The following is a 26,590-nucleotide window of genomic DNA, read 5'->3' as shown; positions in this document are numbered from 1 at the left end:
CGTCGGGAGCCGCGGGTATCGTGGCAGCCGTGACGACGCCGATCCCGACCCCGTACGAGGACCTGCTGCGAGACGTGCTCGAGAACGGCACGCACAAGGACGACCGCACCGGCACCGGCACCACCAGTGCCTTCGGGCGCCAGATCCGGTTCGACCTTTCGCAGGGCTTCCCCCTCATCACCACCAAGCGCGTGCACTTCAAGTCCATCGCGTACGAGCTGCTGTGGTTCCTCCGCGGCGAGTCCAACGTCGCCTGGCTGCAGGAGAACGGCGTCACGATCTGGGACGAATGGGCGGATGCTGCGGGCGAGCTCGGCCCGGTCTACGGCGTGCAGTGGCGGTCGTGGCCGACGCCGTCAGGGGAGCAGATCGATCAGATCGCGCTCGTGCTCGACCAGATCCGCGCGAACCCGGATTCCCGGCGCCTGATCGTCTCGGCCTGGAATCCCGCCGACATCCCCGACATGGCCCTCGCTCCATGCCACGCGCTCTTCCAGTTCTACGTGGCCGACGGCAAGCTGTCGTGCCAGCTCTACCAGCGCAGCGCCGACCTGTTCCTCGGCGTCCCGTTCAACATTGCGTCCTACGCGCTGCTGACCCTCATGGTCGCGCAGCAGGCGGGTCTCGAGCCGGGCGACTTCGTCTGGACCGGCGGTGACTGCCACATCTACGACAACCACCTCGAGCAGGTGCGCGAGCAGCTGACCCGCGAGCCCTACCCGTACCCGACACTGCGCATCGCCCGCACGCCCGAGTCGATCTTCGACTATCGCTACGACGACTTCGTGGTCGAGGACTACCAGCACCACCCGGCGATCCGGGGTGCCGTGGCGGTATGACCGCGTCGATCGGCCTCATCTGGGCGGAGGCGCACCACGGCATCATCGGCGCCCAGGGCGGCATGCCGTGGCACGTGCCCGAAGACCTCGCCCACTTCAAGGAGCTCACCCTCGGAGCGCCCGTCGTCATGGGCCGTCGCACGTGGGAGTCGTTCCCGGCGCGATTCCGTCCCCTGCCGGGTCGGCGGAACATCGTGATCACCCGTCAGGAGGAGTGGGCGGATGACGGCGCCGAGCGCGCGGGCTCGCTCGAGGCCGCGCTGACGCTGGCCGCGGAGGGCGACCCGGAGCGGATCTGGGTGATCGGCGGCGGGCAGCTCTTCCTCGACGCCATCGAGCTCGCCGATCTCCTGGAGGTCACCGAGCTCGACCTCGAGGTGGCCGGCGACACCCGCGCGCCCGACCGCGCCGGCTGGCGCACGACGTCGACGGACCCGGCTGAGGGATGGCACACCTCGAGCTCCGGCATCCGCTATCGGTTCCTGCGAATGGTGCCTCCCGAGCACCGCGCCGGACGCCCTCGCCCCTAGGCTGGCGCGCATGGCGAAAACGGCGCTCATCACCGGTGCGAGCTCGGGGCTCGGCGCGGAGTACGCGAGGCAGCTGGCCGCGAAAGGCGCCGACCTGGTGCTCGTGGCCCGGGATCGGCAGGCGCTCGAGCGGCTCGCGACCGGGCTGCGGTCGACCTACGGGGTCGAGGTCGAGGTCGTCGTCGCGGACCTGCTGAAGCCCCGCCATCGTGAGAAGGTCGAGGCGCGCGTCGCCGATGAGGCCCAGCCGATCGAGATCCTCGTCAACAATGCCGGATTCGGACTGCCGCTGGCCTTCGAGGCCAACGACATCGAGGACGAGGTCCGCCACCTGCACCTGCACGTCGAGGTGCCCCTGCGGCTGACGCACGCCGCGCTGGGCGGGATGCTGGCGCGCGGCCACGGGCGGATCGTGAACGTCGCGTCGGTCGCGGCGTTCATCCCGCGGTCCACCTATGGAGCGTGCAAGGGCTGGCTCGTGAGCTTCAGCCGCTGGGCGAACGGGCGCTACGCACCGCGCGGGGTGACCGTCACGGCCGTGTGCCCGGGGTACACGCACACGAACTTCCACGAGCGGCTGGGGCTCGCGCCCGGTGAGGAGGGCGTGTCCGACCTGATGTGGCTCGATGCCCGGGACGTCGTCGCCGAGTCGCTGCGCGACGTCGCCCGCGGCCGGGCGGTGTCGATTCCGTCGCGCCGCTACAAGATCCTCGTCGGGCTCGCGCGCTTCGCGCCACCGTCGCTGGCGGCGCGCATCGGAGAGCGCGGCAGGTAGACGCCTGACGACAGCGGACACACGGCGCGGGATGCACGCGCCGTCATCGCGACGAGGTCACGCCGCGTCCTCTGCCGGGTCCGCCGACGCTCCCCTCGGCTCGTCGTCGGGGAGTTGCCGCTGCTCGCGACGCCGCGGGTCGGAGACCGGCGTCGCGACCGACTCGCCTCCCGCCATCAAGCGGTAGCCGACGCCGCGCACAGAGACGATCCGGATGCCGGGACGCCCGGCGAGACGGCGGCGCAGCCTCTTGATGGCGGAGTTCACATGCTCGCGATCGCCCAGGTAGTCGGTGCGCCAGACCCTCTCCGTGAGCTCCGCGAACGACCAGACGCGGCGCGTGTCGGAGGCGAGCGCGGCGAGCAGGTCGAATTCCTGTGCCGACAGGTGCAGGCGGATGCCGGCCACCGACACCTCTCGGGCGGCCGACGCGATGCGCAGGGGGCCGATCACCGTCGGTACCGTCGACACCTCGGCTCCCGTCCGGCGCGTCGGAACCAGAACGCCGCGCGGCGGAGCGTCCGGGTCGTTGCCGTCTGAGCGGACGTCTCGCAGCAACGTGAGCGCGCCCTCGACATCCGGCGCGGCGACGACCACCGCCAGGTCGCGGAGAAGCTTCGCGAGCTCACCCACATGCCGCAGCGGCATTCCCACGCAGAGCACCAGCACCTCCTCGGCCTCCTGCACCACTCCGCTCTGCACGCCGGTCCTTTCGTCACCGATGAAGCCGACCTCTGTCTACCAGCCCCGTGTTTCTTCAGCCACCTGTCACGTTCCGGCACGTTAACGATTCCGTGAGAGCGCTCTCACGGTTCGGGTTCCGCGGAAAGTTTTCGCCCCCGAGTTGACCCTGAAGCGCCCTTGTCGGGCCGATCACTGCTCCCCGAGCATGAGCGTCATCCCCACATCCGCATTCGCCGTCGGCGCCGCGCATCGTCGGCGCCCCGACCGAAGGACCCCCGTGCGTCATTCGCTCCCGCGCAGACCCCGCGCCATCGCCACCGTCATCGCCGCCGCGGCGCTCGTCGCCACCCTGATCGTGTCGCCTCCGGCCGCGGCGACCGAACCGCCCGCACCAGGCCTCCCGGACGGTCAGACGGCGACGGACGCCTGGCGGCACGGCATCCTCCCCGAGGCCGGCACGCCGACCGACGACGCGGCGCAGGCGCGCGAGAAGCTGACCGACGAGGCCGAGTCGCAGCTCACCGAGGCGGGGGGCGCGTCGTTCTGGGTGCGCTTCGCCGATCGGGCCGACCTCGCGGCGGCCTCCGCCATCGCGGACTGGGACGAGCGGGGTGCTGCGGTGCGGGATGCGCTGCGTGCGCACGCCGAGGCTTCCCAAGCTCCGGTGATCGCCGAACTCGAGGCGGCGGGCGCGGCCTACACATCGTTCTGGGTGTCGAATGCGGTGCTGGTCACCGGTGGCGACCTCGCATTGGCGACGACGCTCGCGGCGCACAGCGAGGTGTCGCAGATCCGCGAGGTCATGACCTATCGCAACGCCGAGCCGGTCGAATCTTCGCCCGCCGCAGCGGGCGAAGGCGTGAACGCCGACGGCATCGCCTGGGGCGTCGCAGAGATCGGCGCCCCCGCCGTCTGGGCACAGGGCATCACGGGGGAGGGGATCGTCGTCGCCAACATCGACAGCGGGGTCGATGTGACGCATCCGGCGCTGCACGACCGCTTCCGCGGACTGCAGGCCGACGGGTCGATGGAGCTCGACTACAACTGGCTCGACATCGACCGCTGGTGCGGCTGGGCGGACGGGCCGTGCGATCCCGACGGCCACGGCACGCACACGATGGGGACGATCACCGGCGACGCCGGCGACGGCGAACGCATCGGCGTCGCACCGGGTGCGACCTGGATCGCCGCGAACGGCTGCGTCAAGTGCTCGCAGACGGGTCTCATGCTGTCGGCGCAGTGGATGCTCGCCCCGACCGACACTTCCGAGGACTGGGCGAACGGCGACCCCTCGAAGCGGCCGCACATCGTGAACAACTCCTGGGGCGACCCGGCCTCGAAGGATCCGTTCTTCGACGACATCATCAGGGCCTGGGAGGCGTCCGGCATCTTCAGCGCCTGGTCGGTGGGCAACTCCGGCCCGGCCTGCGACACCGCGGGCAACCCCGGATCGCAGCACGTCACATACTCCGTGGGCGCGTACGACGAGGACGGCGACATCGGCTACTTCTCGTCCCGAGGCCCCGGGCAGGACGGCGAGGTGAAGCCGAACATCTCGGCGCCCGGCGTCCGGATCCGCTCCGCCGCTGCGGGAGGCGGCTACCGGCTGGAGACCGGGACGTCGATGGCCGCACCGCACCTGGCGGGCGCCGTCGCGCTGCTCTGGAGCGCGGCTCCGGCGCTGGTGGGCGACATCCCCGCGACCCGCGAACTGCTCGACCGCACGGCGCGTGACGTCGACGACACCCGCTGTGGCGGCGACGCCGACGACAACGGGGTGTGGGGCGAGGGCAAGCTGGATGTCGCCGCGCTCATCGCCGCCGCACCGACCGGTGCGGGCACCCTCGCCGGCACGGTGACGGCCGCAGACGGGTCGCCTCTGGTGGGCGTCGACGTGGTCGCGGACGGTGAGTTCGGCCGCTCCACCAAGACGGCGGCCGACGGCACGTTCGCGCTGCGGCTGGTGCCCGGCACGTACGAGGTCACCCTCGCGTCGTTCGGGTTCTCGGCGAAGACCGTCGAGGTCACCGTCGCCGACGGCGAGACGGCGGACGCCTCGGCGCGCCTCGCGACCGCGACGCGGCATACCGTCTCGGGCACGCTGACGGATGCCGCCGGCGACCCCATGGCGGGGCTCGCCGTCGCTCTGAACGGCCCCCTCCCCGCCGCGACGACCGACGCCGCCGGCCGGTACCGGATCGACGATGTGCCGGCCGGATCGTTCACGCTCACCACGACGGGTGATCGCTGCATCGCTCCGCTGGAGCGGACCGTCGTCGTGGACGGTGACGAGACGGTGGATGCCGCACTCGAGCGCGTCGCCTTCTCGGGCGGGTACTCGTGCACGTCGACGGACGCCGAGCTCCCTGCCGGTACCCAGGTGCTCGACATCCGGGCGAACGGGGGCTCTGCGGCGATCGCGCTGCCGTTCGCCTTCCCCTCGTTCGACGACCGCTACTCGACCGCCTACGTGTCGGCGAACGGGTTCGTCTCGTTCGCATCCTTCGAGGGGGAGTGGCCCGGGCAGCGGCCGATCCCGTATCCGGGCGGCGTCATCCCCGGCGGGGTCATCGCGCCGTTCTGGATGCTCCTGGATCTCGACGACGCCTCCGCGGTGCTCTCGGCCGAGACGACCGTCGATGGCATGCCCGCGGTGACCGTCGAGTGGCGGAACGTGTTCCTCATCTTCTCTCCCGACCAGCGCCTCACCTTCTCGGCGACCCTGGTCGCGAACGGGGACGTCCTGTTCTCGTACGGGGACGGGGTGGGAGCGGACGCCGACCTCGCCGGCGGCAACGCCTCCGTCGGGATCGAGGCCGCGGGGTCCGAGGTGGGTGCGCAGTACTCGCGCTTCGAGTCCGTCCTGCAGGCGGGGCAGCAGATCCGTTTCACGCGGGACGAACGGGCATGGCTCACGGGCACCGTCACCGACGCGAACGACGGCGCCGCCGTCGCGGGCGCCACCGTCGCCGTCGCGAGCGCGGACGGCACGACGCTCACCGCCACCACCTCGGGCGACGGCACGTATGAGGTCGCCGTTCCCCTCGGCACCGCGAAGGCGACCGTGACCGCACCGAACTACACGGCCGCCTCGCAGACCGTCGAGCTCGCCTCCTGGCAGGACGCGGCATCCTTCTCGCCCGCCCTGAAGACCGGCATCGCGACGCTGTCCACATCGCAGCTGACGCTCACCTCGGACGGGCGCGGGAGCGAGTGGGTCGAGGTCACCGTGAAGAACTCGGGCTCCGCGCCGCTGCACCTGTCGTTGGACGAGATGCCGCGCAACCCGCATCTCTCGGCGCCCGAGGCAGGCATGCCTGTCGAAGGCGTCTGGAGCACCATGCCGGTGTCGAGCGTGTTCGGCGTCGGGTACGACGGACGACTCTGGGTCTCGGACTGGATGGAGCAGCGCAACGGGCTCTACGCCGTCACGGGAGAGCGGCTCGGAGACGCCCCGCACGTCGCCGAGATGGACGGCGCCGACCGGCTCGAGCTCGCGTTCGACAGCCGCTCGGGCGACATGTGCCAGATCATCAACGGCGGTGATTGGAGCATCCACTGCTTCGATCGCGAGTCGGGAGTCCAGACACGGGTCATCACGGGGTACTGGGCCGACCAGCAGGCGTACAGCGCGCTCGCCTACAACCCGGTCGACGACGTGTTCTACCTCGGCAGCGCCTACGTCGGCACCGTGCTCACCGTCGCCGGATCCACGCACGCCCAGCCGGGCAAGGTGGTGAACGCGTGCGCTGTGCCGGAGGCTGCGCTCGGGTTCGCCTACAACACCGGCTCCGACACGCTCTGGTACTCCACGTTCGGAGATGCGGTCCCGCAGCTCGTGCAGATCGACCCGGACTCACCCACGACGTGCACGCGGTATCGCACCCTCGACACCTCCCTCTCTCCGGAGGGTGCCGCCGGCATGGAGTTCGACGAGGCGGGCAACCTCTGGGTCGTCGACATGAACAACGGCCTCATGTGGCGGCTGAACGTCGAGGATCCGACGTTCGCCGACATCCCATGGCTGGACCCGAACCAGGATGCCGCGACCCTCAAGCCCGGCGGCAGCAAGACCTTCAAGGTCAAGGTCAAGGGTTCTCTTGCGGCGGCGGGCGCCAACGCGGCGACCCTGCTCGTCGATTCGGACGCGGGCCGCGCGAGCCGCACCTATCTGCCGGTCGACCTCACCCGGTCGTCTCGCTGACCGCCGGCGAACCCGCCGGCAGCTTCCACCCCACAACTGGAGGAAACATGCACCGCCCCGCGAAACTCGCCGCGTGCTCCGCACTGGTGGGCACGGCTCTCGTGCTCGCCAGCGTCGTCCCCGCCGCAGCGTCATCCGGTCCCGCCCCGTCCACGGTGGCCGCCCCGGCGGCCACCGCTGCGGACTCCGATACGCCGACGCTCGTCGACGGCCTCGCCGAGCCCACCGACGCGGAGGGACCCGCCGACAAGGCTGCCCTGGCACACCTGAAGGCGAAGAAGGACCGCTACCACATCCCCTCGGCCGAGACGAATCTCGTCGTGACCGACGTGACGGCGGCGGGCAGCGACGAGACCGTCCGCTTCACGCAGAAGCACGGGGGAGTCGAGGTGCTCGGCGGCCAGTACATCGTGCGGATGAAGAAGAAGGATGCCGAGCGGATCGTCACCGGAACCTCGGGGCAGTACTTCACCGACCTCACGGTCGACGTCGAGCCGAAGATCTCCTCCGAGCTCGCCGTGGCGCGTGCGGTCCAGGCCGTGCAGTACGGCGGAGAGAACGCGGGCAGGGTCGGCGGCGAGACGAAGGCCGCGCTCACCGGGGCGGACAACGGGCTCGTCGTGCTGCCGCAAGGTGCGGGCATCCTCACGCGACACGTCACCGTGCGCGGCACGGATGCGACGGGCGCCCCCGTCGTGCAGGAGGTGTACATCGAGGCGACCACCGGCCTTCCGACGCTGCAGTACAGCGGCATCCAGACGTTCGGCATCGCGGGCGCGGCGACGCCGGATGCCGGAGCCACCGCGACGGCGGCGGCCGTAGCGGGCGACGCCGCGAACGGCACCGGCACGCTGCTCACGGGCGTCGACGTCCCCGTCAACCTCACGCACGACGCGGCGAGCGGCGCCTTCCTGCTCCGCGACACGACCCGGCCGGGCACCGCCATCGAGACGTACGACGCCGCCGGCGTCGTCGGCTACTCGTACCCGACCGGAACGATCCCGGCCGGTGCCGGGCTCGCCTCGTCCCCGACGGCAGCGCTCGGTGCCGAGCTCACCACCAGCGGAGCGGTCGATGCCCACTGGGGCGCCGGGCAGGTGTACGACTATTACAAGAACCGCCTCGGGCGCGACAGCATCGACGGCAAGGGGCAGGAGATCCGCTCGATCGTCGGTCTCGTCGAGTGGGAAGGCGGAACGACCTGGAACCAGGCCTACTGGGACGGCTATCAGATGGCGTACGGCGCCGGCGACGGCTGGAACTTCAAGCCGTTCACGGCCGACCTCGACGTGCAGGGCCACGAGCTCACCCACGGCGTCGTCCAGCACACGGCGGGACTCGTCTACGTCGGCCAGTCCGGCGCGCTGAACGAGGCCTTCGCCGACTACTTCGGCAACGCGATCGACGTGGATGCCACGGGCACGCCTCTCAGCGACCCGAACGCGAGCCTCCTCGGCGAAGACCTCTGCTACGCCGCGGCGCCGACCGCCTGTGCGCTGCGCGATCTCGACGACGGCACCACGATCGATCACTTCGCGGGCTACCCGTACTTCTACGACGCGGGCGGCGTGCACCTGAACTCGACGATCTTCGGCGGCGCGCTGTGGGACATCCGCGAGGCGCTCGGCGGCGAGACGGCCGATCCGATCGTGTACCGGGCCCTCACCGACTACCTGACTCCGCTCGACGGGTTCACCCAGGCCCGCGACGCCGTGCTGGCGGCGGCGAAGGCGCAGGGCCTGAAGGGCAAGCAGCTGAAGTCCGTGCAGGCAGCGTTCGACACCCGGGGCATCATGCCCGGGTGGGAGAAGCAGCTCGGCGGCGACGGGACCGTCCTCTTCGAGAACCTCACCGACTTCAACGGCGTCTCGTGGGCGGGGGCCGGCGGCGGCTGGTGGACGATCGCCGACGTGCCGAGCATCGACGGCTCGGGCTATTTCGGCATCTACGCGGGAACGATCGACCGCAAGGTCAAGCCGACCCTCGTGAGCACGCCCGGGGAGTGGACCGACGTCTACCCCGACACCGACGGCAAGACTGTCGTGTGGATCCGGTTCTCCGCAGCGGAATCGCAGGTGATGGCGAAATCGCTCGCGGGCGGCCCCGAGCAGGTCGTCTACACGACCCCGACGACCCTGTTCAACGCGCGCGTGTCCGACGGCGTCGTGGCGTGGGACGGCCTGGACGTCGAAGGGTCGCGCCGGGTGGGCTTCGCGAAGCTCGGCGGCACCGCCGCGCTTCTGCCGGGCACAGCCACCGGAGTGCCCGACATCACAGGCGGCAAGCTCGCGTACGTCCGCGAGTTCCCGACCGAGGTGTCGCTGCCCGACGGCGTCTACACCCGGACCTTCTCCGCGGTCGAGGTGCTCGACACCGCGACCGGCGCGGTCACCGAGATCGGCCCGCGGACACAGGGGTCGATCATCCGCCCGACCATTGCAGGCGGCTCGGTCGTCTGGGCCGCCGATGATCGCAACGACCCCTACAACGCGATCCGCAAGGCCCCCGTCACGGGCGGCGCGTGGAGCGACATCGTGCCCGAGAGCAACGTCGGCGGGCTCCACATCCACGATCTCGTCGCTTCGTCGACGACGATCACGGTGGCGTCCGAGGGCGACAGCGAGCGCCTGGGCAGCGGGGTTCCGCTCCTGCTGCAGTACACCGTCGACGGTACATCGCTCGGCCGCGTGACATGCAGCACCGGCTTCACGGACCGCGCCGCCGCCGACACCGGCTCGACGGTGGTCTGGGTCGACACCGCCGCGGCGTACGACACCCTCGTCACGCGCGCCACGCCCGCCGGCACCTGCTGACCGGAACACCATGTGGGGGACGGATGCCGCGGCTCGCGGCATCCGTCCCTTCTCGTCGTCCGCGCCACACGCGGGAGGAGTGGCGAGCCTCCGAGCCGATAACCTGAAGGCATGACGCATACGGGCAACCCTTTCGGACAGGTGCTCGTCGCGCTCGTCACTCCCATGACGGCCGACGGCGAGGTCGATTGGCCCTCTGTCGAGAAGCACATCGACGACGTCATCACCGCGGGAGCCGATGGCATCGTCGTGACCGGCACCACGGGTGAGACGTCGACGCTCACCGACGCGGAGAAGATCCGTCTCGTTCAGGTGGGCAAGGACGTCTCGGCCGGACGGGCGAAGATCATCACGGGTGGCGGGTCGAACGAGACCGCCCACGCGATCGAGCTCTACAAGGCCAGTGAGAAGGTCGGCGCCGACGGCCTGATGATCGTCACGCCGTACTACAACAAGCCCACGCAGGCCGGCATCCTGACGCACTTCCGTCTCGTCGCCGACGCGACCGATCTGCCGGTCATCCTCTACGACATCCCGGGTCGCACCGGCGTGCCCATCAAGTACGAGACGATCCTGCGGCTCGCGAAGCACCCGAACATCCTGGCCATCAAGGACGCCAAAGGCGACTTCAGCGAGGTCAGCCGCGTGCTGAACCAGACCGACCTGATGTACTTCTCGGGCGACGACGTGAACGTGCTGCCGCACCTCGCCATCGGCGCGACGGGCCTCATCGGCGTGACGGCGAACATCGCGCCGGCGCCGTACCGTGCCATCGTCGACGCCGTGAACGCCGGCGACCTGAAGACCGCGACCGCTGCCCACCGGCAGCTCGAGCCGCTCGTGCGCGCCGTCATGACGCACGTGCCCGGCACGGTGTCGGCGAAGTACATCCTGCACGGCCTCGGCCGCATCGGCAGCCCGCGCGTGCGCCTGCCGCTGGTGGGCCCGGAGGAGTGGGAGGCCGCCATGATCGAAGACGAACTGGCCCTCGTGACCGACGTGCCCGGCGCAGACTTCTCGAACTTCCGCCCCGACCGCAACGCCGCCGCCGGCGGTGCCCTGCCGAAGGTCTCAGGCACCACGAGATGACGAAGTGCCGTCGCCGATGCGGCGACGGCACGCTGATGAACGGATGCCGCGGCATCCGGAGGAGGCTTCACAATGCCCACCACCCCGTACGACCCGCCTGAGCTCGAGGCGGGAACTCTCCGGGTCGTCCCCCTCGGCGGCCTCGGCGAGGTCGGCCGCAACATGACGGTGTTCGAATACGGCGGCAAGCTGCTGGTCGTGGACTGCGGCGTGCTCTTCCCGGAGGAGCACCAGCCCGGCGTCGACCTCATCCTGCCGGACTTCGAGCCGCTCAAGGGCCGCCTCGACGACATCGTGGGTGTCGTGCTCACGCACGGCCACGAGGACCACATCGGTGCGGTGCCGTATCTGCTCAAGCTCAAGAGCGACATCCCGATCGTGGGCTCCGGGCTGACCCTCGCGCTGACCGAGGCGAAGCTCAAGGAGCACCGCATCCGGCCGTACAGCCTCACGGTGGCCGAGGGTCAGCGGGAGAACCTCGGGCCCTTCGAGCTCGAGTTCATCGCGGTGAACCACTCGATCCCCGACGCCCTGGCCGTCGCCATCCGCACGCCCGCGGGCACCGTGCTGGCGACCGGCGACTTCAAGATGGACCAGCTGCCCCTCGACGGTCGCCTGACCGACCTGCGTGCCTTCGCACGGCTGGGGGAGGAGGGGGTCGACCTGTTCCTCGTCGACTCCACGAACGCCGACGTGCCCGGGTTCACGCCCCTGGAGCGCTCGATCGGGCCGGTGCTCGACCAGGTCATCGGCAAGGCCCCGCGCCGGGTGATCGTGGCGAGCTTCTCGAGCCACGTCCACCGCGTGCAGCAGGTGCTCGACGCAGCGGCCGCCCACGGCCGTCGCGTGGCCCTGCTGGGCCGCAGCATGCTGCGCAACATGACGATCGCCGAGGACCTCGGCTACCTGCACGTGCCCGAGGGTGTGCTGATCGACTACAAGAAGGCGCGCGACCTGCCCGACGACCGGATCGTCTACATGTCGACCGGCTCGCAGGGCGAGCCGATGGCCGTGCTCAGCCGCATGGCGAACCTCGACCACGCGATCGAGCCGGGGCCGGGCGACACGGTGATCCTGGCGTCGAGCCTCATCCCGGGCAACGAGAACGCCGTCTACCGCGTGATCGACGGGCTGACGAAGCTCGGCGCGAACGTCGTGCACAAGGGCAACGCCAAGGTGCACGTCTCGGGCCACGCCGCCGCCGGCGAGCTGCTGTACTGCTACAACATCCTCAAGCCGAAGAACGTCCTCCCAGTGCACGGCGAGTACCGCCACCTGATGGCGAACGCGCGGCTCGCGCAGGACACGGGCATCGCGCCCGAGCGCACCCTCCTCGCGGAGAACGGCACGGTCATCGACCTGCGCGACGGCGAGGCCCGCATGGTGGGGCAGCTCGACCTGGGCTTCGTCTACGTCGACGGGTCGACCGTGGGCGAGATCACGGATGCCGACCTCAAGGATCGTCGCATCCTCGGCGAAGAGGGCTTCATCTCGGTCATCGTGGTCGTCGACGCCTCGACCGGCAAGGTGATCTCGGGCCCGGAGGTGCACGCCCGCGGCTTCGCCGAGGACGACGCCGTCTTCGAGGACGTCAAGCCCAAGATCGCCGCGGCGCTCGCCGAGGCGGCTCAGTCGGGCGTCCGCGATTCGCATGCCCTGTCGCAGATCGTGCGCCGCACGATCGGACGCTGGGTCAACCAGTCGCTGCGTCGCCGGCCGATGATCGTCCCGCTCGTGATCGAAGCGTAGCGAGATCACCATCAGGCGGAGTATCGAAGCGTAGCGAGATCACCATCAGGCGGAGTATCGAAGCGTAGACAACCCACCTCGCCGGGACCGGGGATTCTCGCAGAAACCGGGGGTGTCGCTCTCGGTCTCGGCGAGAATCCCCGGTCTCGACGGCGACGAGTTGTCGCGGACGTGATGGTTCCGTAACACGCGGGCCGTAGCATCGCCCTCGTGGCCTCTTCGTTCCGCATCCGTCCCGCTGTGGCGGCCGACGGCGCGTTCCTGGGCGACATGGTCGTCGAGGCGGCGAACTGGCGCCCGGGCGGCGCGCGGCCGCGGCACGAGGTGATGGACGGCGCCGATCACCGGCGGTACGTCGCCGGGTGGCTGAGACCGGGGGACGCGGGGTTCGTCGCGGAGGATGCGAACGGCGAGCCGGTGGGCGCCGCGTGGTACCGGATGCTGCCTCGCAGCGAGCCCGGGTTCGGCTACGTCGGCACGGGTGTGCCCGAGCTCATCATCGGGGTCCGCCCCATCTGGCGCGCGCACGGCGTGGGACGTGCGCTGCTGCAGCGGCTGTGCGAGCACGCGGGCGCGGCGGGCTGCGCGCGGATCAGCCTGAGCGTCGAGCGCGGCAACTTCGCGTCGTCGCTGTATCGCAGCGAAGGCTTCGCGGTGGTCCGCAGCGGCATCGGCCGCGACACGATGGTGAAGCGCCTGCGCTGACGATCCGCGCCGCGCGGGCGCGCGCGGCAGGTCGCCGGCAGGCGGCGTGGTGGGCGCGGAATGTCGGGGAACCGGCTTACCGTGGGGGGATGGCCAGGAGCTCAAGCCCGACCAAGGGTTCGCGCGCGTCTTCGAGCGCATCCTCCAGTGCGCGTTCGAACGCGTCGACGGCGCGCAAGCCCGCGGCCGCGAAGCCGGCCCCTGCGCCCAAGCGCTACGTCGATCAGCCCGAGCGGCCTCCGGTCGTCGTGCGGGCCTGGCTGGGTCTCGCCCACGCCACCGGCGGCCTGTTCCGCGCCTTCGGCCCCGAGACGCTCGAGAAGGACCAGCGCCGCGACGGGTTCCCGTTCCTGCTCGTGCTGCTCGCGGTCGCCGGCGCCGTCAACGAGTGGTTCTTCATCGGCAGCGAGGTCGCGAAGACCATCAGCGCCTACTCGGTCGGCGCACTGATCGGCCGCGAGGCGTTCGTGCTGCCGGTGCTCCTCCTCATGCTCGCGGGCTGGATGTTCCGCCATCCGTCGTCGGTGCACGACAACGGACGGGTCGGAATCGGCTTCGGGCTGCTGCTGGTCACGATCGCCGGGTTCTGCCACGTCGCGGGCGGCCGCCCTCAGCCCAACGAGCTCCTCCCGGCGCTGAGCGAGGGGGGCGGGCTCTTCGGCTGGATGCTGGGCGAGCCTCTGGCCCTCGTGCTCACGGACGTGGGCGCGTACATCGTGCTGTCGCTCCTGGCCGTGCTCAGCATCCTGATCATCACCAAGACGCCGCCGAACCGCATCGGGCGCCGTCTCGGCGAGCTGTACGCCTGGATGTTCGGCGCCGAGCCGCGGGAGGAGAAGGCGACGGATGCCGCGGCCGACGCGACCGCGGAAGAGCAGGGCGACCCGTCGATCCCGTTCTGGCGTCGCAACAAGACCGGTCGGGAGAAGGACCCCGAGAGCGGGCTCGGATCCCAGGACCTCACCGAGCTGCTCACGGCAGGATCGACACAGGGAGGTTTCGAGCAGGCCATCGTCGCGCCGGTGACCCCGCCGCCGGCACCGGTCGGCGATGCGCTGACCGAGGTCATCGATCCGGCGGTGCTGTCGGCGGCGAAGGCGGCCACCACGTCGCGCACCTCGCTGCGCGACGACGCGCAGATGATCGAGGACGACGGCACCCTTCCCGGCCTCGACGGCATCGGCTCGGTGACGGCGGTCGACGCGCCCTCGGCGCCCTATCGGCTGCCGTCGGTTCACGCCCTTGCCGCCGGCTCGCCGCACGTGGCGCGGTCGCAGGCGAACGACGACACCGTGCGGGCCATCACGAGTGTGCTCGACCAGTTCTCTGTCGACGCCCGGGTGACCGGCTTCTCGCGCGGTCCGACCGTGACGCAGTACGAGATCTCCCTCGGCCCCGGCGTGAAGGTCGAGCGCATCACCGCGCTCACGAACAACATCGCCTACGCGGTGGCGTCGAACGAGGTGCGCATCCTGGCGCCGATCCCCGGCAAGAGCGCCATCGGCGTCGAGATCCCCAACATCGACCGTGAGATCGTGACGCTCGGCGACGTGCTCCGCTCGACGGCGGCGGCCAACCAGACGCACCCGATGACGATCGGCGTCGGCAAGGACGTGGGCGGCGGCTACGTCGTGGCCAACCTCGCCAAGATGCCGCACCTCCTGGTGGCGGGGTCGACCGGTTCCGGCAAGTCGAGCTTCGTCAACTCGATGATCACGAGCCTCCTCATGCGCGCGAAGCCCGCCGACGTGCGCATGGTGCTCATCGATCCCAAGCGCGTCGAGCTGACGTCGTACGCGGGCGTGCCGCACCTCATCACCCCCATCATCACGAACCCCAAGAAGGCCGCCGAGGCGCTGCAGTGGGTCGTGAAGGAGATGGACATGAGGTACGACGACCTCGCGTCCTTCGGCTTCCGTCACATCGACGACTTCAACAAGGCGGTCGTCGCGGGGGAGATCACCCTGCCGCCCGGCAGCGAGCGCGTGCTCAAGCCGTACCCGTACCTCCTCGTGGTCGTCGACGAGCTCGCCGACCTGATGATGGTGGCCCCCCGTGACGTCGAGGACTCGATCGTCCGCATCACGCAGCTGGCCCGGGCCAGCGGCATCCACCTCGTCCTCGCGACGCAGCGCCCGTCGGTCGACGTCGTCACCGGCCTGATCAAGGCGAACGTGCCCTCGCGGCTCGCGTTCGCCGTGACGAGCGTCACCGACTCCCGCGTGATCCTCGACCAGCCGGGCGCCGACCGCCTCATCGGCCAGGGCGACGGCCTGTTCCTGCCGATGGGCGCGTCGAAGGCGATCCGCGTCCAGGGCGCCTGGGTGAGCGAGAAGGAGATCGAGTCGGTCGTCAAGCACGTGACGAACCAGGCGCGTCCCGAGTACCGCGCCGACGTGGCCGCGGTGGCCGAGAAGAAGGAGATCGATGCCGACATCGGCGACGACCTCGAGCTTCTGCTGGCCGCCGCCGAGCTCGTGGTGTCTAGTCAGTTCGGGTCGACGTCGATGCTGCAGCGCAAGCTGCGCGTCGGGTTCGCGAAGGCGGGCCGGCTCATGGACCTCCTCGAGTCGCGCGAGATCGTCGGCCCGTCGGAGGGCTCCAAGGCCCGCGACGTGCTGGTGACGGTCGAGCAGCTGCCGGCGGTGCTGGCACGGATGCGCGGCGACGACGTGCCTGCGCCTGCGCCTGCCGCCGCTGCGGCCGCGCCCGCCACCGCAGCCGACGACCCCTACGGAGCGGATGCCGTGGCCTCGCAGTACGACGGCTACCCCGTCGTCGAGGCCGAAGACGGGTCCGAAGACGCCTGGGGCCTCACCGGCCGCGACTGATCGGACCGGCTGCGCCGACGGGCCGCCGATAAGCTCGAGCCATGGCGATCCCCCGGCAGCTCCCCAACGCGATCACGATCGTCCGCATCCTCTGCGCGCCGGTCTTCCTGTGGATGCTCCTGGCGGACGGGGGAGCGGACGGACCGCTTCGCTGGTGGGCCGCTGCGCTGTTCATCGTGGCGATCGCGACCGACGGGATCGACGGCTATCTGGCACGCCGGCACGACATCGTCACCGATCTGGGCAAGCTCCTCGACCCCATCGCCGACAAGGTGCTCACGGGCTTCGCGTTCATCGGCCTGTCGATCCTCGGCGAGCTTCCGTGGTGGATCACGATCGTCGTCCTCATCCGCGAGATCGGCATCACGGTGTATCGCCTGATGGTCGTGAGCGACCACGTCCTCGCGGCGGCATGGATGGGCAAGCTCAAGACCCTCGCGCAGAGCGTCGCGCTGTCGCTGGCGCTCCTGCCGCTGTGGACGCTCGTGGGCGACTGGATCTTCTGGGTCAACGGCGTGCTCATGACGATCGCGGTGATCCTCACGATCGCCAGCGGCATCGACTACATCGTCACGGAGGTGCGCGCGGCGCGCGCCCACCGGAGGAACGCATGACGGACCGGTCGGCGCAGGGTTCGGCGGCGGTCGCGGTCCTGCAGGCGCTCGACGGCCGGGGGTGGTCGATCGCCGCCGCCGAGTCGCTCACGGGCGGGCGGCTCACCGCGTCGCTCGTGGACGTTCCGGGCGCATCGGCCCACGTGCGCGGAGGGATCGTGGCCTACGCCACCGACGTCAAGGCGAGTCAGCTGGGCGTCGACGCGGCTCTGCTGGCCGAACGCGGTCCGGTGGACCCCGAGGTGGCGGCCCAGATGGCCCAGGGCGCACGACGCGTCCTGGGCGCGGACGTGGGCCTGTCGACGACGGGTGTCGCCGGTCCGGAGCCGCAGGGCGACACGCCGGTCGGCACCGTCCACATCGCCGTCGCGACGCCCGAGACGGTCGTCGTCTCATCGCTCGCCCTGTCGGGGACGCGCGAAGAGATCCGCACGCAGAGCGTGCAGAGCGTGCTGGAGCTCGCCCTCACCCTGCTGTGAGGCATCCTTATCCGTCCTGCCTGCTCCGGGAACAGACCGTGTTTCGTCTCGGTTACATTCGGTGATTCCCACCCATTGCCCAGTTGTCGGGATTAGATTGGCATCAGTCGGTGCTGTACTGTTGGGCACCCGGAAGACGGTGGAATCAGAAGTGAGGAGGGGCCCTGATGATCCTGGTACGTCAAGAGATCGGTGAAGTGCTTCGTGATTTCCGCCAGCAGAAGGGGCGCACCCTCCGTCAGGTCGCGGGACGCGCGAGCGTCGCGCTGGGCTACCTGAGCGAGGTCGAGCGCGGTCAGAAGGAGGCCTCGAGCGAGATCCTCGCCTCGGTGGCCGAGGCGCTGGATGTTCCCATCTCGACGATCATGCGCGAAGTGGGCGACCGCATCTCGGTGCTCGAAGGCATCCAGACCTTCCCCGACGTGGTTCCCGACGATCTCGTGGCCTCGGTGGACGCCGAGCTCTCGCTGCGCTGAGCGTCCTTCTCTCCACGGAGTTCTAGGACCCACCCATCGCCATGCGCCGCAGTGAGTTCGACCGCGCTGTCGCGGACGAGTTCGGCGCGCGCGCGAATGCGGTGGTGACCGACCTGTTCCTGTCGAAGATCGGCGGGCGGACCGCGGCAGAGGCGATCGCGGCGGGTGTCGATCCCCGCGAGGTCTGGCTCGCCCTGTGTGAAGAGCTCGACGTCCCGGCCGAGCGGCGCTACGGCGTCGGCCGGCTGGAACCGCGCCGTCGCTGAGCGATTCCGCGCCACTTCCTCCTTGCCACGGTCGCCGCTCGGCGTGTTTTCGCACGGCGTGTCATCGAAGAAGTGTTCGAGAACGGCGTAGGCTCCTGCACAGCAGGTGTCGAGAGCGTGTTTTCCACGGACCGGGAAGGAGCGAAGACGGATGTCGGAGCCCCTCCCTAACGTGAACAGCGTCGAACGACACCTCACGCCTTGTCGCAGCATCCGTCCCACCGGGCCGGATCGCGACAGCCTACAGGCGACGGAACGCGAGTACAGAGGAGCACGTCATGCCATCACCCGTTGACCGCGAGAAGGCCCTGGAATCGGCTCTCGCCCAGATCGACCGGCAGTTCGGGAAGGGCTCGGTGATGCGCCTGGGCAGCGACGATCGCGCTCCCGTCGAGGTCGTGCCCACCGGCTCGATCGCCCTCGATGTCGCCCTCGGCATCGGCGGGCTCCCGCGCGGTCGCATCATCGAGATCTATGGTCCGGAGTCGTCGGGTAAGACGACGCTCACGCTGCACGCCATCGCCAATGCGCAGCGCGCGGGCGGCATCGCCGCGTTCATCGACGCGGAGCACGCTCTCGATCCCGACTACGCGCAGAAGCTCGGCGTCGACATCGATGCGCTGCTCGTGTCGCAGCCCGACACCGGCGAGCAGGCGCTCGAGATCGCCGACATGCTGGTGCGTTCCGGCGCCATCGACCTCATCGTGATCGACTCGGTCGCAGCCCTCGTGCCCAAGGCCGAGATCGAAGGCGAGATGGGCGACTCCCACGTCGGCCTGCAGGCGCGCCTCATGTCTCAGGCGCTCCGCAAGCTCACGGGTGGCCTCAACCAGACCAACACCACGATGATCTTCATCAACCAGCTGCGCGAGAAGATCGGCGTGTTCTTCGGCTCGCCCGAGACCACCGCGGGCGGCAAGGCGCTGAAGTTCTACGCGTCGGTGCGTCTCGACATCCGTCGCATCGAGACCCTGAAGGACGGCACCGAGGCGGTCGGAAACCGCACGCGCGTCAAGGTGGTCAAGAACAAGATGGCCCCGCCGTTCAAGCAGGCAGAGTTCGACATCCTGTACGGCGTCGGCATATCGCGCGAGGGCAGCCTCATCGACTTCGGCGTGGAGCACGGCATCGTCAAGAAGTCGGGCGCCTGGTACACCTACGAGGGCGAGCAGCTCGGTCAGGGCAAGGAGAACGCGCGCAACTTCCTCCTCAAGAACGAGGACGTCGCGGCCGAGATCGAATCGAAGATCAAGACGAAACTCGGCATCGGGGTCCCCAAGGGCGCTGTCGAGGGCTCGGTCGAGGACGAGCTGGCTGCGCGCCGCCCGGCGTGATGGTCCGATTCGTCGACAGCGGGGGTGAGTCCGACGTCGAGGCCGACCTCGACTCGGACGACGGACTCGCCCCCGTGACCCCGCTCTTCGGCGGCGGGGGTGCGCGTGCGTTCCCGAAGACGGCGGCCGAGGTGCAGCAGGTGCTCGAGGAGCGCCTTCCGAGCGTCGCCCTCGATGCGCCGGCTGCAATCCCGGTACCCGCCGCGGAAGGCGGTCCGGACTCGGGGGTCGACTCGGAGCCACCCGAACTCGGGGATGCCCCACGCGGCGACGCCTCATCGGTCACCGACGACGCCACGCCGATCGACCTGGCGGCCGAGCGCGCCGACAGGTCGCGGTCGGCGGGACGCAGCACGTCGCGTCGCCCGCTGGACGACGACGACGCGGCGGAGACCGCTGAGCGTGGTCTCGTGAAGAAGCTGCGGGGGCGACAGCTGTCGGTGGCGGAGGCGAAGATCTACCTCGGTCAATACGATCTGGATCGCGGGGCTGTCGATGAGATCCTCGACGCCTTCCTCGAGCGCGGCTACCTCGACGACGCCCGCCTGGCGGAGCAGGTCGTGCACGCGGGCATCGATCGCAAGGGGCAGGGGCGACAGGTGATCGCTCAGAGCCTCGCCAAACGGGGCGTGCCGCGTGACGTCGCCGATGCGGCCCTCGCCGAGCTTCCGGACGACGATGCCGAGCGCGCATTGGAGTTCGCGCGATCGAAGGCCGGATCGCTGCGCGGGCTCGAGAGAGACGTCGCGCTCCGGCGACTGGCCGGCCAGCTTGCGCGGCGCGGATACGGCGGCTCGATGGCATTCAACGCGGCACGCACCGCTCTGGAGGAGACGACGCGCCCGTCCGGCCGCGTCAGGTTCGACGAGAGCTGAGCATGACGGCGGCCGGTCGTCCGAGGATCCGGTCGCAGAGGTGGGGACTGTTCGCAGACTCCCCGCCTGTGCGCGGCTCGTAGAATGGCGGGATCATGTCTTCGCCTTCCGCTTCCCCGACTCTCATCGCGCCCTCCCCGGCCGCGAACGACGTCGACGGCCGTGCCCGCACCTACGAGGTGCGCACCTTCGGCTGCCAGATGAACGTGCACGACTCCGAGCGCCTCTCCGGCTCGCTCGAGAGCGCCGGGTACATCCGCGCGGAGTCCGGCGAAGAAGCGGACGTCATCGTCATCAACACCTGCGCGGTGCGCGACAACGCGGCAGGCAAGCTGTACGGCACGCTCGGCCACCTGAAGTCGCGCAAGGACAAGCACGACGGCATGCAGATCGCGGTCGGCGGATGCCTGGCCCAGATGGACAAGGACGTCGTCCAGCAGAAGGCGCCCTGGGTCGACGTCGTCTTCGGCACGCACAACATGGGCTCGCTCCCGAGCCTCCTCGAGCGGGCGCGCCACAACGGCGAGGCCGAGCTCGAGATCCTCGAGTCGCTCGAGATCTTCCCCTCGACCCTGCCCACCAAGCGCGACAGCATCTACAGCGGGTGGGTCTCCATCTCGGTGGGCTGCAACAACACGTGCACGTTCTGCATCGTGCCGAGCCTGCGCGGCAAAGAGAAGGACCGTCGCCCGGGCGACATCCTGAACGAGATCCGCCTGCTCGTCGATGACGGCGCGATGGAGGTGACCCTGCTCGGCCAGAACGTCAATTCGTACGGCGTCGAGTTCGGCGACCGCCAGGCCTTCGGCAAGCTGCTGCGCGCCGCGGGCGAGATCGACGGCCTCGAGCGCATCCGGTTCACGAGTCCGCACCCCGCCGCCTTCACCGATGACGTGATCGATGCGATGGCCGAGACGCCCGCCGTCATGCCGCAGCTGCACATGCCGCTGCAGTCCGGGAGCGACCGGATCCTCAAGGCGATGCGGCGGTCGTACCGCAGCGAGCGGTTCCTGGGCATCCTCGACCGTGTGCGCGCCAAGATGCCCGACGCGGCGATCACGACCGACATCATCGTCGGGTTCCCGGGCGAGACCGAAGAGGACTTCGCAGCCACGATGCGCGTCGTGGAGCAGGCGCGCTTCGCCAGCGCGTTCACCTTCCAGTACTCCATCCGCGAGGGCACGCCGGCCGCGACCATGGCGGATCAGGTGCCGAAGCACATCGTGCAGGAGCGCTACGAGCGGCTGATCGCCCTGCAGGAGCGCATCTCGCTCGAAGAGAACCAGAAGCAGCTCGGTCGCGAGGTGCAGGTGCTGGTGTCCTCTGCCGAGGGCAAGAAGGATGCCGAGACGCATCGCCTCACCGGGCGCGCGGAAGACAACCGCCTCGTGCACTTCGAGGTGCCGGCCGGCTCCGATGTCCCGCGTCCCGGCGATGTCGTCTCGGTCGTCGTGACGCACGCCGCGCCGTTCCACCTGCTCGCCGATGCACCCGAGGGTGCCTCGCTGCGCATCCGGCGCACCCGCTCCGGCGACGCGTGGGACCGTGCGCAGGCCGAATCCTGCGCGGTGCCGGCCCCGGCAGGGGAGTCCGTCGCGCCGCGCGCGGTGTCTCTCGGACTGCCGACGCTGCGCATCGGCGTCTGACCCTGTCCGTGACCGACGGCGCCTCCGCAGACGAGGGTGCGGCCTCGCAGCCCCGGCTGTGGGCCGTGGTCGGCGCCACGGGAACGGGCAAGACCGCGCTGTCGCTCGATCTCGCCGAGGCCCTCGCCACGCGCGGTCGAACCGCGGAGATCGTCAACGCCGATGCCATGCAGCTCTACCGCGGCATGGACATCGGCACCGCCAAGCTTTCCGTGGCCGAGCGCCGCGGCATCCCGCACCATCTCTTCGATGTGCTCGATGTCACCGACGAGGCGGCCGTCGCCTGGTATCAGGATGCCGCCCGCACCGCGGTCCGCGAGATCCACGGTCGCGGCGGCGACGCCATCCTCGTGGGCGGCTCGGGACTGTACGTGTCGAGCGTTCTCTTCGATTTCCGCTTCCCGCCGCGCGACGAGGAGCGCCGCGCGCGCCTCGAGAGCGAACTGGACGCCCACGGCCCCGGCGCTCTCTACGCCCGGCTGCGAGAGCTCGACCCCGCCACGGCGGCCAGAGTCGATCCCCGCAACGGGCGTCGTATCGTGCGCGCGCTCGAAGTGCTGGAGCTCGGGGAGCGCACGCACGGGGCGGCGCTTCCGGAAGAGCCGGTGCTGTGGCACCCTGTGACGCGCATCGTGGGTGTGGCGGTGCCCCGCGACGAGCTGGTCGGACGCCTCGACGCTCGCGTCGAGGCGATGTGGCGTGAGGGGATCCTCGACGAGGTCCGCGCGCTGCGGGACCGGGGCCTCGAACACGGCGTGACCGCGCGCCGAGCGATCGGCTACGCGCAGGCTCTCGCGCAGCTGACGGGCGAGATGACCGAGGCCCAGGCGATCGCCGAGACCCAGGCGCTGACGCGCCGGTACGCGCGCCGGCAGGTGTCATGGTTCCGGCGCTATGACGCGCTGCGCTGGGTGGAATCCGGAACGGATGCCGCGGTGCTGGCAGACTCGTCGGCATGAGCATCGCGATCCGGCCCTTCGAGCTGCCCGACACCGAGGCTGTGGTGTCGCTGTGGCAGGCCACGGGCCTCACCCGGCCGTGGAACAACCCCTACCAGGACATCAACCGCAAGCTGTCGGTGCAGCCGGAGCTGTTCCTGGTGGCCGTCGCCGCGGGCGCGATCGTCGGCTCGGTCATGGCCGGATACGACGGTCACCGCGGATGGCTCTACTACCTGGCCAGCGACCCGGCTCGTCGCGGCGAGGGCATCGGGCGCCGTCTCGTGGAGGTCGCTGAGGAGCGACTGCTCGAGCTGGGCTGCCCCAAGGTGCAGCTCATGGTCCGACCCGAGAACAACTCGGCGCACGGCTTCTACGGGGCGCTCGGCTACGAGGCGTTCGAGACGTGGGCGACCGGGAAGCGCCTCATCGCCGACTGAGCGGCGGTGCGGGCGCCCGGGTGGCGTCGTGCGCCTCGTGCTCGTCCGGCCCGGCGTCGATGGGGCCGCCTTCGTAATAGAGGCGCATGCGCCGGCGCAGTCGGCGCGTGAGCGGACCGGTCTCGGTGTCGATCGGTCGCGGAGCTCCTCCCGTCGCATCGTCCGGCAGCCCGAGGCGAGCCCGCTCGGTCTCGTCGAGCGGCTGGTGGATCTCGACGTACTCACCGCCCGGAAGCCGCACGATCCGCCCGGTCTCGTAGCCGTACCGGAGCAGGTCCGCGTCCTTTCGCTGCAGGCCGAAGCAGATCCGGCGGGCGATCGTGAACGCCACGCACGGGCCGACGACGAGCGCCACCTGCAGCGTGCCGATCACGTGCTCGATGCTCACGGAGAAGGACGTGGCGATGACGTCGGCACCGCCCGCGGCCCACAGCACCGCCACGAACGTCAGCCCCGCCACACCCAGACCGGTGCGCGTCGGCGCGAGGCGCGGCCGGTCGAGAAGGTGCCGATCCCGACGGTCGCCGGTGACCCACTCCTCGAGGAACGGGTAGGCCGCGACCACCGCGAAGAAGGCGCCCACGACGGCGAGCGGGGCCAGGATCGCCATCGTCCAGGTACGGCCGAGCCACACGACCTCCCAGCCCGGCGGCACCAGGCGCAGGGCGCCGTCGAGGAATCCGGTGTACCAGTCCGGCTGGCTGCCGGCACCGGCGTTGCCGGGATCGGCGGGGCCGTAGAGCCAGATGGGGCCTACCGTGACGGTCGCCGCGATGAGCAGCAGAAGGCCTGTGACGACGAGGAACAACCCTGCCGCGCGACCGGCTGCGGTCGGGACGAGACGGACGCCGACCACGTTCTCGGACGTGCGGCCCCGACCCGGGAACTGGGGTGGCCGGTGTCGCCACGCCGCGACCGCACGCAGCGCGACGAGCACGAGGAGTGCGCCCGGGAACACGACGATGTGGAGCGGATACAGGTTCTCGATGATCCGGCCGGGAAACGGCCCACCGAAGAGGACGGACGCGAGCCAGGTGCCGACGACCGGGATGCCGAGGAGGATGCCCTCGACGATCCGCAGCCCGGTGCCCGAGAGCATGTCGTCGGGCAGCGCGTAGCCGCTCCATCCGCTCGCGAGGGCCGCGATCAGGGCCAGGACCAGCAGCAGCCACATGGCACGCCGTGGCCGACGGAAGGCGCCGGTGAAGAAGGTCGCCACGAGCTGCACGATGATCGCCGCGGGGAGGAGGAGTGCTGCCCAGTGATGCGCCTGGCGCAGAACCACGCCACCGGCGACGTCGAACGTGATGTCCATCGTCGACGCGAACGCCTTCGACACCACGGTGCCGTGCAACGGCGCATACGACCCCGCGTACACCGTGTCGGCGCTCGACGGCGTGTAGAAGAACATCAGCAGGATGCCCGTCACGGTCACGACCACCAGCGACGCCACGCTGACGACGCCGAACAGGTTGGTCCAGTGCGTGGGGACGCGGCGACGCCGAAGCTCGGCCCATGTCTCGTCGAGGCGGTGACCGAACACGGTGATGCCGCCGAGGCGTCCGGCCACCCGGTCGGTCACCGATCGGCGGCGCCGGTCCTCGCCGCGAGCCCGGTCGGTCTCGATCGCGATGCCGCGCATGCTGTCCCTCCTGATGGTCCTACCCACAAGACACCGTGAGGCGACCGGATGTGACAGCGCCAGCGACCGCAGCGGCGGAGCACCGAGCGCGGGCGACCGTAGACTGTGACGATGCCGCAGACGATCGCGTTCACCAAGGGCCACGGCACCGGCAATGACTTCGTGATCGTCCCCGACCCCGATGGCACCCTGGATCTCACCGACGACCAGGTCGCCGTGCTGTGCGACCGGCGCTTCGGCATCGGCGGCGACGGGATCCTGCGCGTGGTCCGGACGAGTGCCATCGCGGAGGGTTCAGAGGCGGCCGCGTCCGGCGCTGAGTGGTTCATGGACTACCGCAACGCCGACGGCTCGAAGGCCGAGATGTGCGGCAACGGGATCCGGGTGTTCGTGCGGTACCTCGTGGACGCCGGCTGGGCCGACGTCGATGCGGGACCCCTCCCGATCGGCACCAGAGCCGGCGTCAAGACCGTCACCCGCAGCGACGGCACGGTCGGCGAGAAGGGCTTCGAGGTCGACCTCGGCCTGTTCGCGGTCGACGATTCGGGCGTCCTGGTGCGCACCCGCGGCGGGGGCGCTCCGCGCCCCGGTATCGGAATCGATGTGGGCAACCCCCACGTCGTGGTGGCGCTGCCCGACGAGGCGGAGCTCGAAGGCCTCGACCTCGCCGCACGGCCGCAGCTGCACCCGGAGCCTCCGCACGGCGCCAACGTCGAGTTCGTGGTGCCGAGCGACCCGCTCGTGCGCGACGGCGTCGGGTCCATCCGCATGCGCGTGTTCGAGCGCGGTGTGGGTGAGACGCTCAGCTGCGGCACCGGCGTGGCGGCCGCGGCACTGGCGGTGCGGCACTGGGCCGGTCCGGCGGCGCCTGACCACTGGGTGGTCGACGTTCCCGGAGGCACGCTGGGCGTGCGGATGCCGCAGCTCGACGGTGAGCGGCACGTGCTGCTGTCGGGGCCGGCGACGCTGGTCTACACCGGCGAGGTCACGCTCGCCTAGAGTCCGTCAGAGCTCGGGCAGCACGATCGGCTCGCTCTGGGGCGAGCCGTGGCGTCGCACCTTGAGCACGCGGAATCCGCGGGCCGTCGCGGCGCGGTACACGCTGAAGCGACGATCGAGCGTGGACGCGAGCCATCGCTGGAGCGAGTCCGAGCCGAGGTTGCGCTGCACCACCAGCCATGCGTCGGCCCGCTCGTCCAGACGCGGTATCCACTGCTCGAGCAGGCCGTGCAGCTCGTTCTTGCCGACCCTGATGGGCGGGTTCGAGCGGATGGTGCGGAACACGACGTCGTCGGGAACATCGTCGGGCAGCGCGGCGTTGACATTGTCGAGCCCGAGATCGGCGGCGTTGCGCCGCACGAGGTCCAGCGCTCGTTCGTTCACGTCGACGGCCCACACGGTCGCGTGCGGGGCGTCGAGCGCCAGGCTGAGTGCGATCGGCCCCCAGCCGCAGCCGAGGTCGAGGAAGTTCCCGCCGGCCGGTGGCGGGGGAGTGTTCGACAGCAGCACCGCGGTCCCCGCGTCCACGTGGTCGGGGCTGAAGACGCCGCCGGCAGTGGTGACTTCGAGTCCGCGTCCGGCAAGCGTGACGCGGATGCGGCGCAGATTCTCGGGGCTGGCGGGCGTCGCACTGAAGTAGTGGTCGCTCCCCATGGCTGACG

At 70.3% G+C, this 26,590-nt stretch carries 22 protein-coding genes; 19 read left to right on the top strand and 3 right to left on the bottom strand.

Annotated features, from left to right (window positions below):
• Positions 1-29: 29 nt before the first annotated feature.
• Genes ACI3KY_RS06450 through ACI3KY_RS06440 form a run of 3 tightly spaced genes read left to right on the top strand, consistent with a single transcriptional unit; the run spans position 30 to position 2,144 of the window.
• A complete protein-coding gene (locus ACI3KY_RS06450) occupies positions 30-839 on the top strand; it encodes a thymidylate synthase (protein WP_404929360.1) in 810 nt (269 codons plus the stop codon).
• Positions 836-1,369, top strand: a complete 534-nt coding sequence (locus tag ACI3KY_RS06445) for a dihydrofolate reductase (RefSeq protein WP_404929359.1) — start codon at positions 836-838, stop codon at positions 1,367-1,369. The genes ACI3KY_RS06450 and ACI3KY_RS06445 overlap by 4 nt, the downstream gene beginning before the upstream one ends.
• A gap of 10 nt (positions 1,370-1,379) precedes the next feature.
• Positions 1,380-2,144, top strand: coding sequence for an SDR family NAD(P)-dependent oxidoreductase (locus ACI3KY_RS06440; protein WP_404929358.1), 765 nt, complete (start codon positions 1,380-1,382; stop codon positions 2,142-2,144).
• A 57-nt stretch (positions 2,145-2,201) separates the two neighbouring features.
• Here the strand turns inward: ACI3KY_RS06440 and ACI3KY_RS06435 are convergent, their stop codons facing one another.
• The gene (locus tag ACI3KY_RS06435) at positions 2,202-2,846 is read right to left on the bottom strand and encodes a winged helix-turn-helix domain-containing protein (RefSeq protein ID WP_404929357.1); all 645 of its coding nucleotides are present in this window, start codon (positions 2,844-2,846) and stop codon (positions 2,202-2,204) included.
• A gap of 259 nt (positions 2,847-3,105) precedes the next feature.
• On the opposite strand from ACI3KY_RS06435, the gene ACI3KY_RS06430 reads away from it, so the two are divergent.
• The 15 genes from ACI3KY_RS06430 (at position 3,106) to ACI3KY_RS06360 (ending at position 23,287) form a co-directional block, all read left to right on the top strand.
• Positions 3,106-7,032: a S8 family serine peptidase gene (locus ACI3KY_RS06430; RefSeq protein ID WP_404929356.1), complete on the top strand. Its 3,927-nt coding sequence runs from the start codon at positions 3,106-3,108 to the stop codon at positions 7,030-7,032.
• 47 nt (positions 7,033-7,079) lie between these two features.
• Positions 7,080-9,845: a M4 family metallopeptidase gene (locus ACI3KY_RS06425; protein WP_404929355.1), complete on the top strand. Its 2,766-nt coding sequence runs from the start codon at positions 7,080-7,082 to the stop codon at positions 9,843-9,845.
• Positions 9,846-9,956: 111 nt separating this feature from the next.
• Positions 9,957-10,934: a 4-hydroxy-tetrahydrodipicolinate synthase gene (gene dapA, locus ACI3KY_RS06420; protein WP_194413878.1), complete on the top strand. Its 978-nt coding sequence runs from the start codon at positions 9,957-9,959 to the stop codon at positions 10,932-10,934.
• 72 nt (positions 10,935-11,006) lie between these two features.
• Positions 11,007-12,683, top strand: coding sequence for a ribonuclease J (locus ACI3KY_RS06415; protein ID WP_194413877.1), 1,677 nt, complete (start codon positions 11,007-11,009; stop codon positions 12,681-12,683).
• 210 nt (positions 12,684-12,893) lie between these two features.
• On the top strand, positions 12,894-13,388 hold the full coding sequence (locus ACI3KY_RS06410; RefSeq protein ID WP_404929354.1) for a GNAT family N-acetyltransferase: 495 nt from the start codon (positions 12,894-12,896) through the stop codon (positions 13,386-13,388).
• 89 nt (positions 13,389-13,477) lie between these two features.
• Positions 13,478-16,219, top strand: coding sequence for a DNA translocase FtsK 4TM domain-containing protein (locus tag ACI3KY_RS06405; protein ID WP_404929353.1), 2,742 nt, complete (start codon positions 13,478-13,480; stop codon positions 16,217-16,219).
• Positions 16,220-16,260: 41 nt separating this feature from the next.
• Positions 16,261-16,833, top strand: coding sequence for a CDP-diacylglycerol--glycerol-3-phosphate 3-phosphatidyltransferase (gene pgsA / locus ACI3KY_RS06400; protein ID WP_404929352.1), 573 nt, complete (start codon positions 16,261-16,263; stop codon positions 16,831-16,833).
• Complete coding sequence (locus ACI3KY_RS06395) at positions 16,830-17,312, top strand: CinA family protein (RefSeq protein WP_404929351.1); 483 nt, start codon at positions 16,830-16,832, stop codon at positions 17,310-17,312. The genes pgsA and ACI3KY_RS06395 overlap by 4 nt, the downstream gene beginning before the upstream one ends.
• 167 nt (positions 17,313-17,479) lie before the next feature.
• Positions 17,480-17,788: a helix-turn-helix domain-containing protein gene (locus ACI3KY_RS06390; RefSeq protein ID WP_163620678.1), complete on the top strand. Its 309-nt coding sequence runs from the start codon at positions 17,480-17,482 to the stop codon at positions 17,786-17,788.
• Positions 17,789-17,829: 41 nt separating this feature from the next.
• A complete protein-coding gene (locus ACI3KY_RS06385; RefSeq protein ID WP_194413872.1) occupies positions 17,830-18,054 on the top strand; it encodes a DUF3046 domain-containing protein in 225 nt (74 codons plus the stop codon).
• A 278-nt stretch (positions 18,055-18,332) separates the two neighbouring features.
• Positions 18,333-19,388 (top strand): recombinase RecA, encoded by a 1,056-nt coding sequence (gene recA / locus ACI3KY_RS06380; protein ID WP_404929350.1) that lies wholly within the window; start codon positions 18,333-18,335, stop codon positions 19,386-19,388.
• Positions 19,388-20,263 (top strand): regulatory protein RecX, encoded by an 876-nt coding sequence (locus ACI3KY_RS06375; RefSeq protein WP_404929349.1) that lies wholly within the window; start codon positions 19,388-19,390, stop codon positions 20,261-20,263. Before recA ends, ACI3KY_RS06375 begins: the two co-directional genes overlap by 1 nt.
• Before the next feature lie 95 nt (positions 20,264-20,358).
• A complete protein-coding gene (miaB, locus tag ACI3KY_RS06370) occupies positions 20,359-21,909 on the top strand; it encodes a tRNA (N6-isopentenyl adenosine(37)-C2)-methylthiotransferase MiaB (RefSeq protein ID WP_404929348.1) in 1,551 nt (516 codons plus the stop codon).
• A 2-nt stretch (positions 21,910-21,911) separates the two neighbouring features.
• Positions 21,912-22,868 (top strand): tRNA (adenosine(37)-N6)-dimethylallyltransferase MiaA, encoded by a 957-nt coding sequence (gene miaA, locus ACI3KY_RS06365; RefSeq protein WP_404929382.1) that lies wholly within the window; start codon positions 21,912-21,914, stop codon positions 22,866-22,868.
• The gene (locus tag ACI3KY_RS06360) at positions 22,865-23,287 is read left to right on the top strand and encodes a GNAT family acetyltransferase (RefSeq protein ID WP_404929347.1); all 423 of its coding nucleotides are present in this window, start codon (positions 22,865-22,867) and stop codon (positions 23,285-23,287) included. The genes miaA and ACI3KY_RS06360 overlap by 4 nt, the downstream gene beginning before the upstream one ends.
• Here ACI3KY_RS06360 and ACI3KY_RS06355 read toward each other — a convergent pair.
• Positions 23,274-24,929: a cytochrome bc complex cytochrome b subunit gene (locus tag ACI3KY_RS06355; protein WP_404929346.1), complete on the bottom strand. Its 1,656-nt coding sequence runs from the start codon at positions 24,927-24,929 to the stop codon at positions 23,274-23,276. The genes ACI3KY_RS06360 and ACI3KY_RS06355 overlap by 14 nt on opposite strands.
• Before the next feature lie 111 nt (positions 24,930-25,040).
• Here ACI3KY_RS06355 and dapF point away from each other — a divergent pair, with 111 nt between their 5' ends.
• Positions 25,041-25,928, top strand: coding sequence for a diaminopimelate epimerase (dapF, locus tag ACI3KY_RS06350; protein WP_404929345.1), 888 nt, complete (start codon positions 25,041-25,043; stop codon positions 25,926-25,928).
• A 6-nt stretch (positions 25,929-25,934) separates the two neighbouring features.
• On the opposite strand, the gene ACI3KY_RS06345 is transcribed toward dapF, so the two are convergent.
• Positions 25,935-26,582 carry a class I SAM-dependent methyltransferase gene (locus ACI3KY_RS06345; RefSeq protein ID WP_404929344.1) on the bottom strand — a complete coding sequence of 216 codons (648 nt, stop codon included), beginning with the start codon at positions 26,580-26,582 and terminating at the stop codon, positions 25,935-25,937.
• Between the last annotated feature and the right edge of the window lie 8 nt (positions 26,583-26,590).

This window comes from Microbacterium sp. ZW T2_14 (assembly GCF_044987405.1).
Classification (GTDB): Bacteria; Actinomycetota; Actinomycetes; order Actinomycetales; family Microbacteriaceae; genus Microbacterium.
Note: the sequence above shows the minus strand (reverse complement) of the source record. Positions and strands in the feature narration are given on the sequence as shown.

Coding starts and splice junctions, on each gene's coding strand:
- ACI3KY_RS06345 (WP_404929344.1), bottom strand. CDS start 26,582: ATGGGGAGCGACCACTACTTCAGTGCGACGCCCGCCAGCCCCGAGAAT.
- recA (WP_404929350.1), top strand. CDS start 18,333: ATGCCATCACCCGTTGACCGCGAGAAGGCCCTGGAATCGGCTCTCGCC.
- miaB (WP_404929348.1), top strand. CDS start 20,359: ATGTCTTCGCCTTCCGCTTCCCCGACTCTCATCGCGCCCTCCCCGGCC.
- pgsA (WP_404929352.1), top strand. CDS start 16,261: ATGGCGATCCCCCGGCAGCTCCCCAACGCGATCACGATCGTCCGCATC.
- ACI3KY_RS06385 (WP_194413872.1), top strand. CDS start 17,830: ATGCGCCGCAGTGAGTTCGACCGCGCTGTCGCGGACGAGTTCGGCGCG.
- ACI3KY_RS06440 (WP_404929358.1), top strand. CDS start 1,380: ATGGCGAAAACGGCGCTCATCACCGGTGCGAGCTCGGGGCTCGGCGCG.
- dapF (WP_404929345.1), top strand. CDS start 25,041: ATGCCGCAGACGATCGCGTTCACCAAGGGCCACGGCACCGGCAATGAC.
- ACI3KY_RS06425 (WP_404929355.1), top strand. CDS start 7,080: ATGCACCGCCCCGCGAAACTCGCCGCGTGCTCCGCACTGGTGGGCACG.
- ACI3KY_RS06445 (WP_404929359.1), top strand. CDS start 836: ATGACCGCGTCGATCGGCCTCATCTGGGCGGAGGCGCACCACGGCATC.
- ACI3KY_RS06395 (WP_404929351.1), top strand. CDS start 16,830: ATGACGGACCGGTCGGCGCAGGGTTCGGCGGCGGTCGCGGTCCTGCAG.
- ACI3KY_RS06415 (WP_194413877.1), top strand. CDS start 11,007: ATGCCCACCACCCCGTACGACCCGCCTGAGCTCGAGGCGGGAACTCTC.
- ACI3KY_RS06355 (WP_404929346.1), bottom strand. CDS start 24,929: ATGCGCGGCATCGCGATCGAGACCGACCGGGCTCGCGGCGAGGACCGG.
- ACI3KY_RS06360 (WP_404929347.1), top strand. CDS start 22,865: ATGAGCATCGCGATCCGGCCCTTCGAGCTGCCCGACACCGAGGCTGTG.
- ACI3KY_RS06405 (WP_404929353.1), top strand. CDS start 13,478: ATGGCCAGGAGCTCAAGCCCGACCAAGGGTTCGCGCGCGTCTTCGAGC.
- ACI3KY_RS06390 (WP_163620678.1), top strand. CDS start 17,480: ATGATCCTGGTACGTCAAGAGATCGGTGAAGTGCTTCGTGATTTCCGC.
- ACI3KY_RS06375 (WP_404929349.1), top strand. CDS start 19,388: ATGGTCCGATTCGTCGACAGCGGGGGTGAGTCCGACGTCGAGGCCGAC.
- dapA (WP_194413878.1), top strand. CDS start 9,957: ATGACGCATACGGGCAACCCTTTCGGACAGGTGCTCGTCGCGCTCGTC.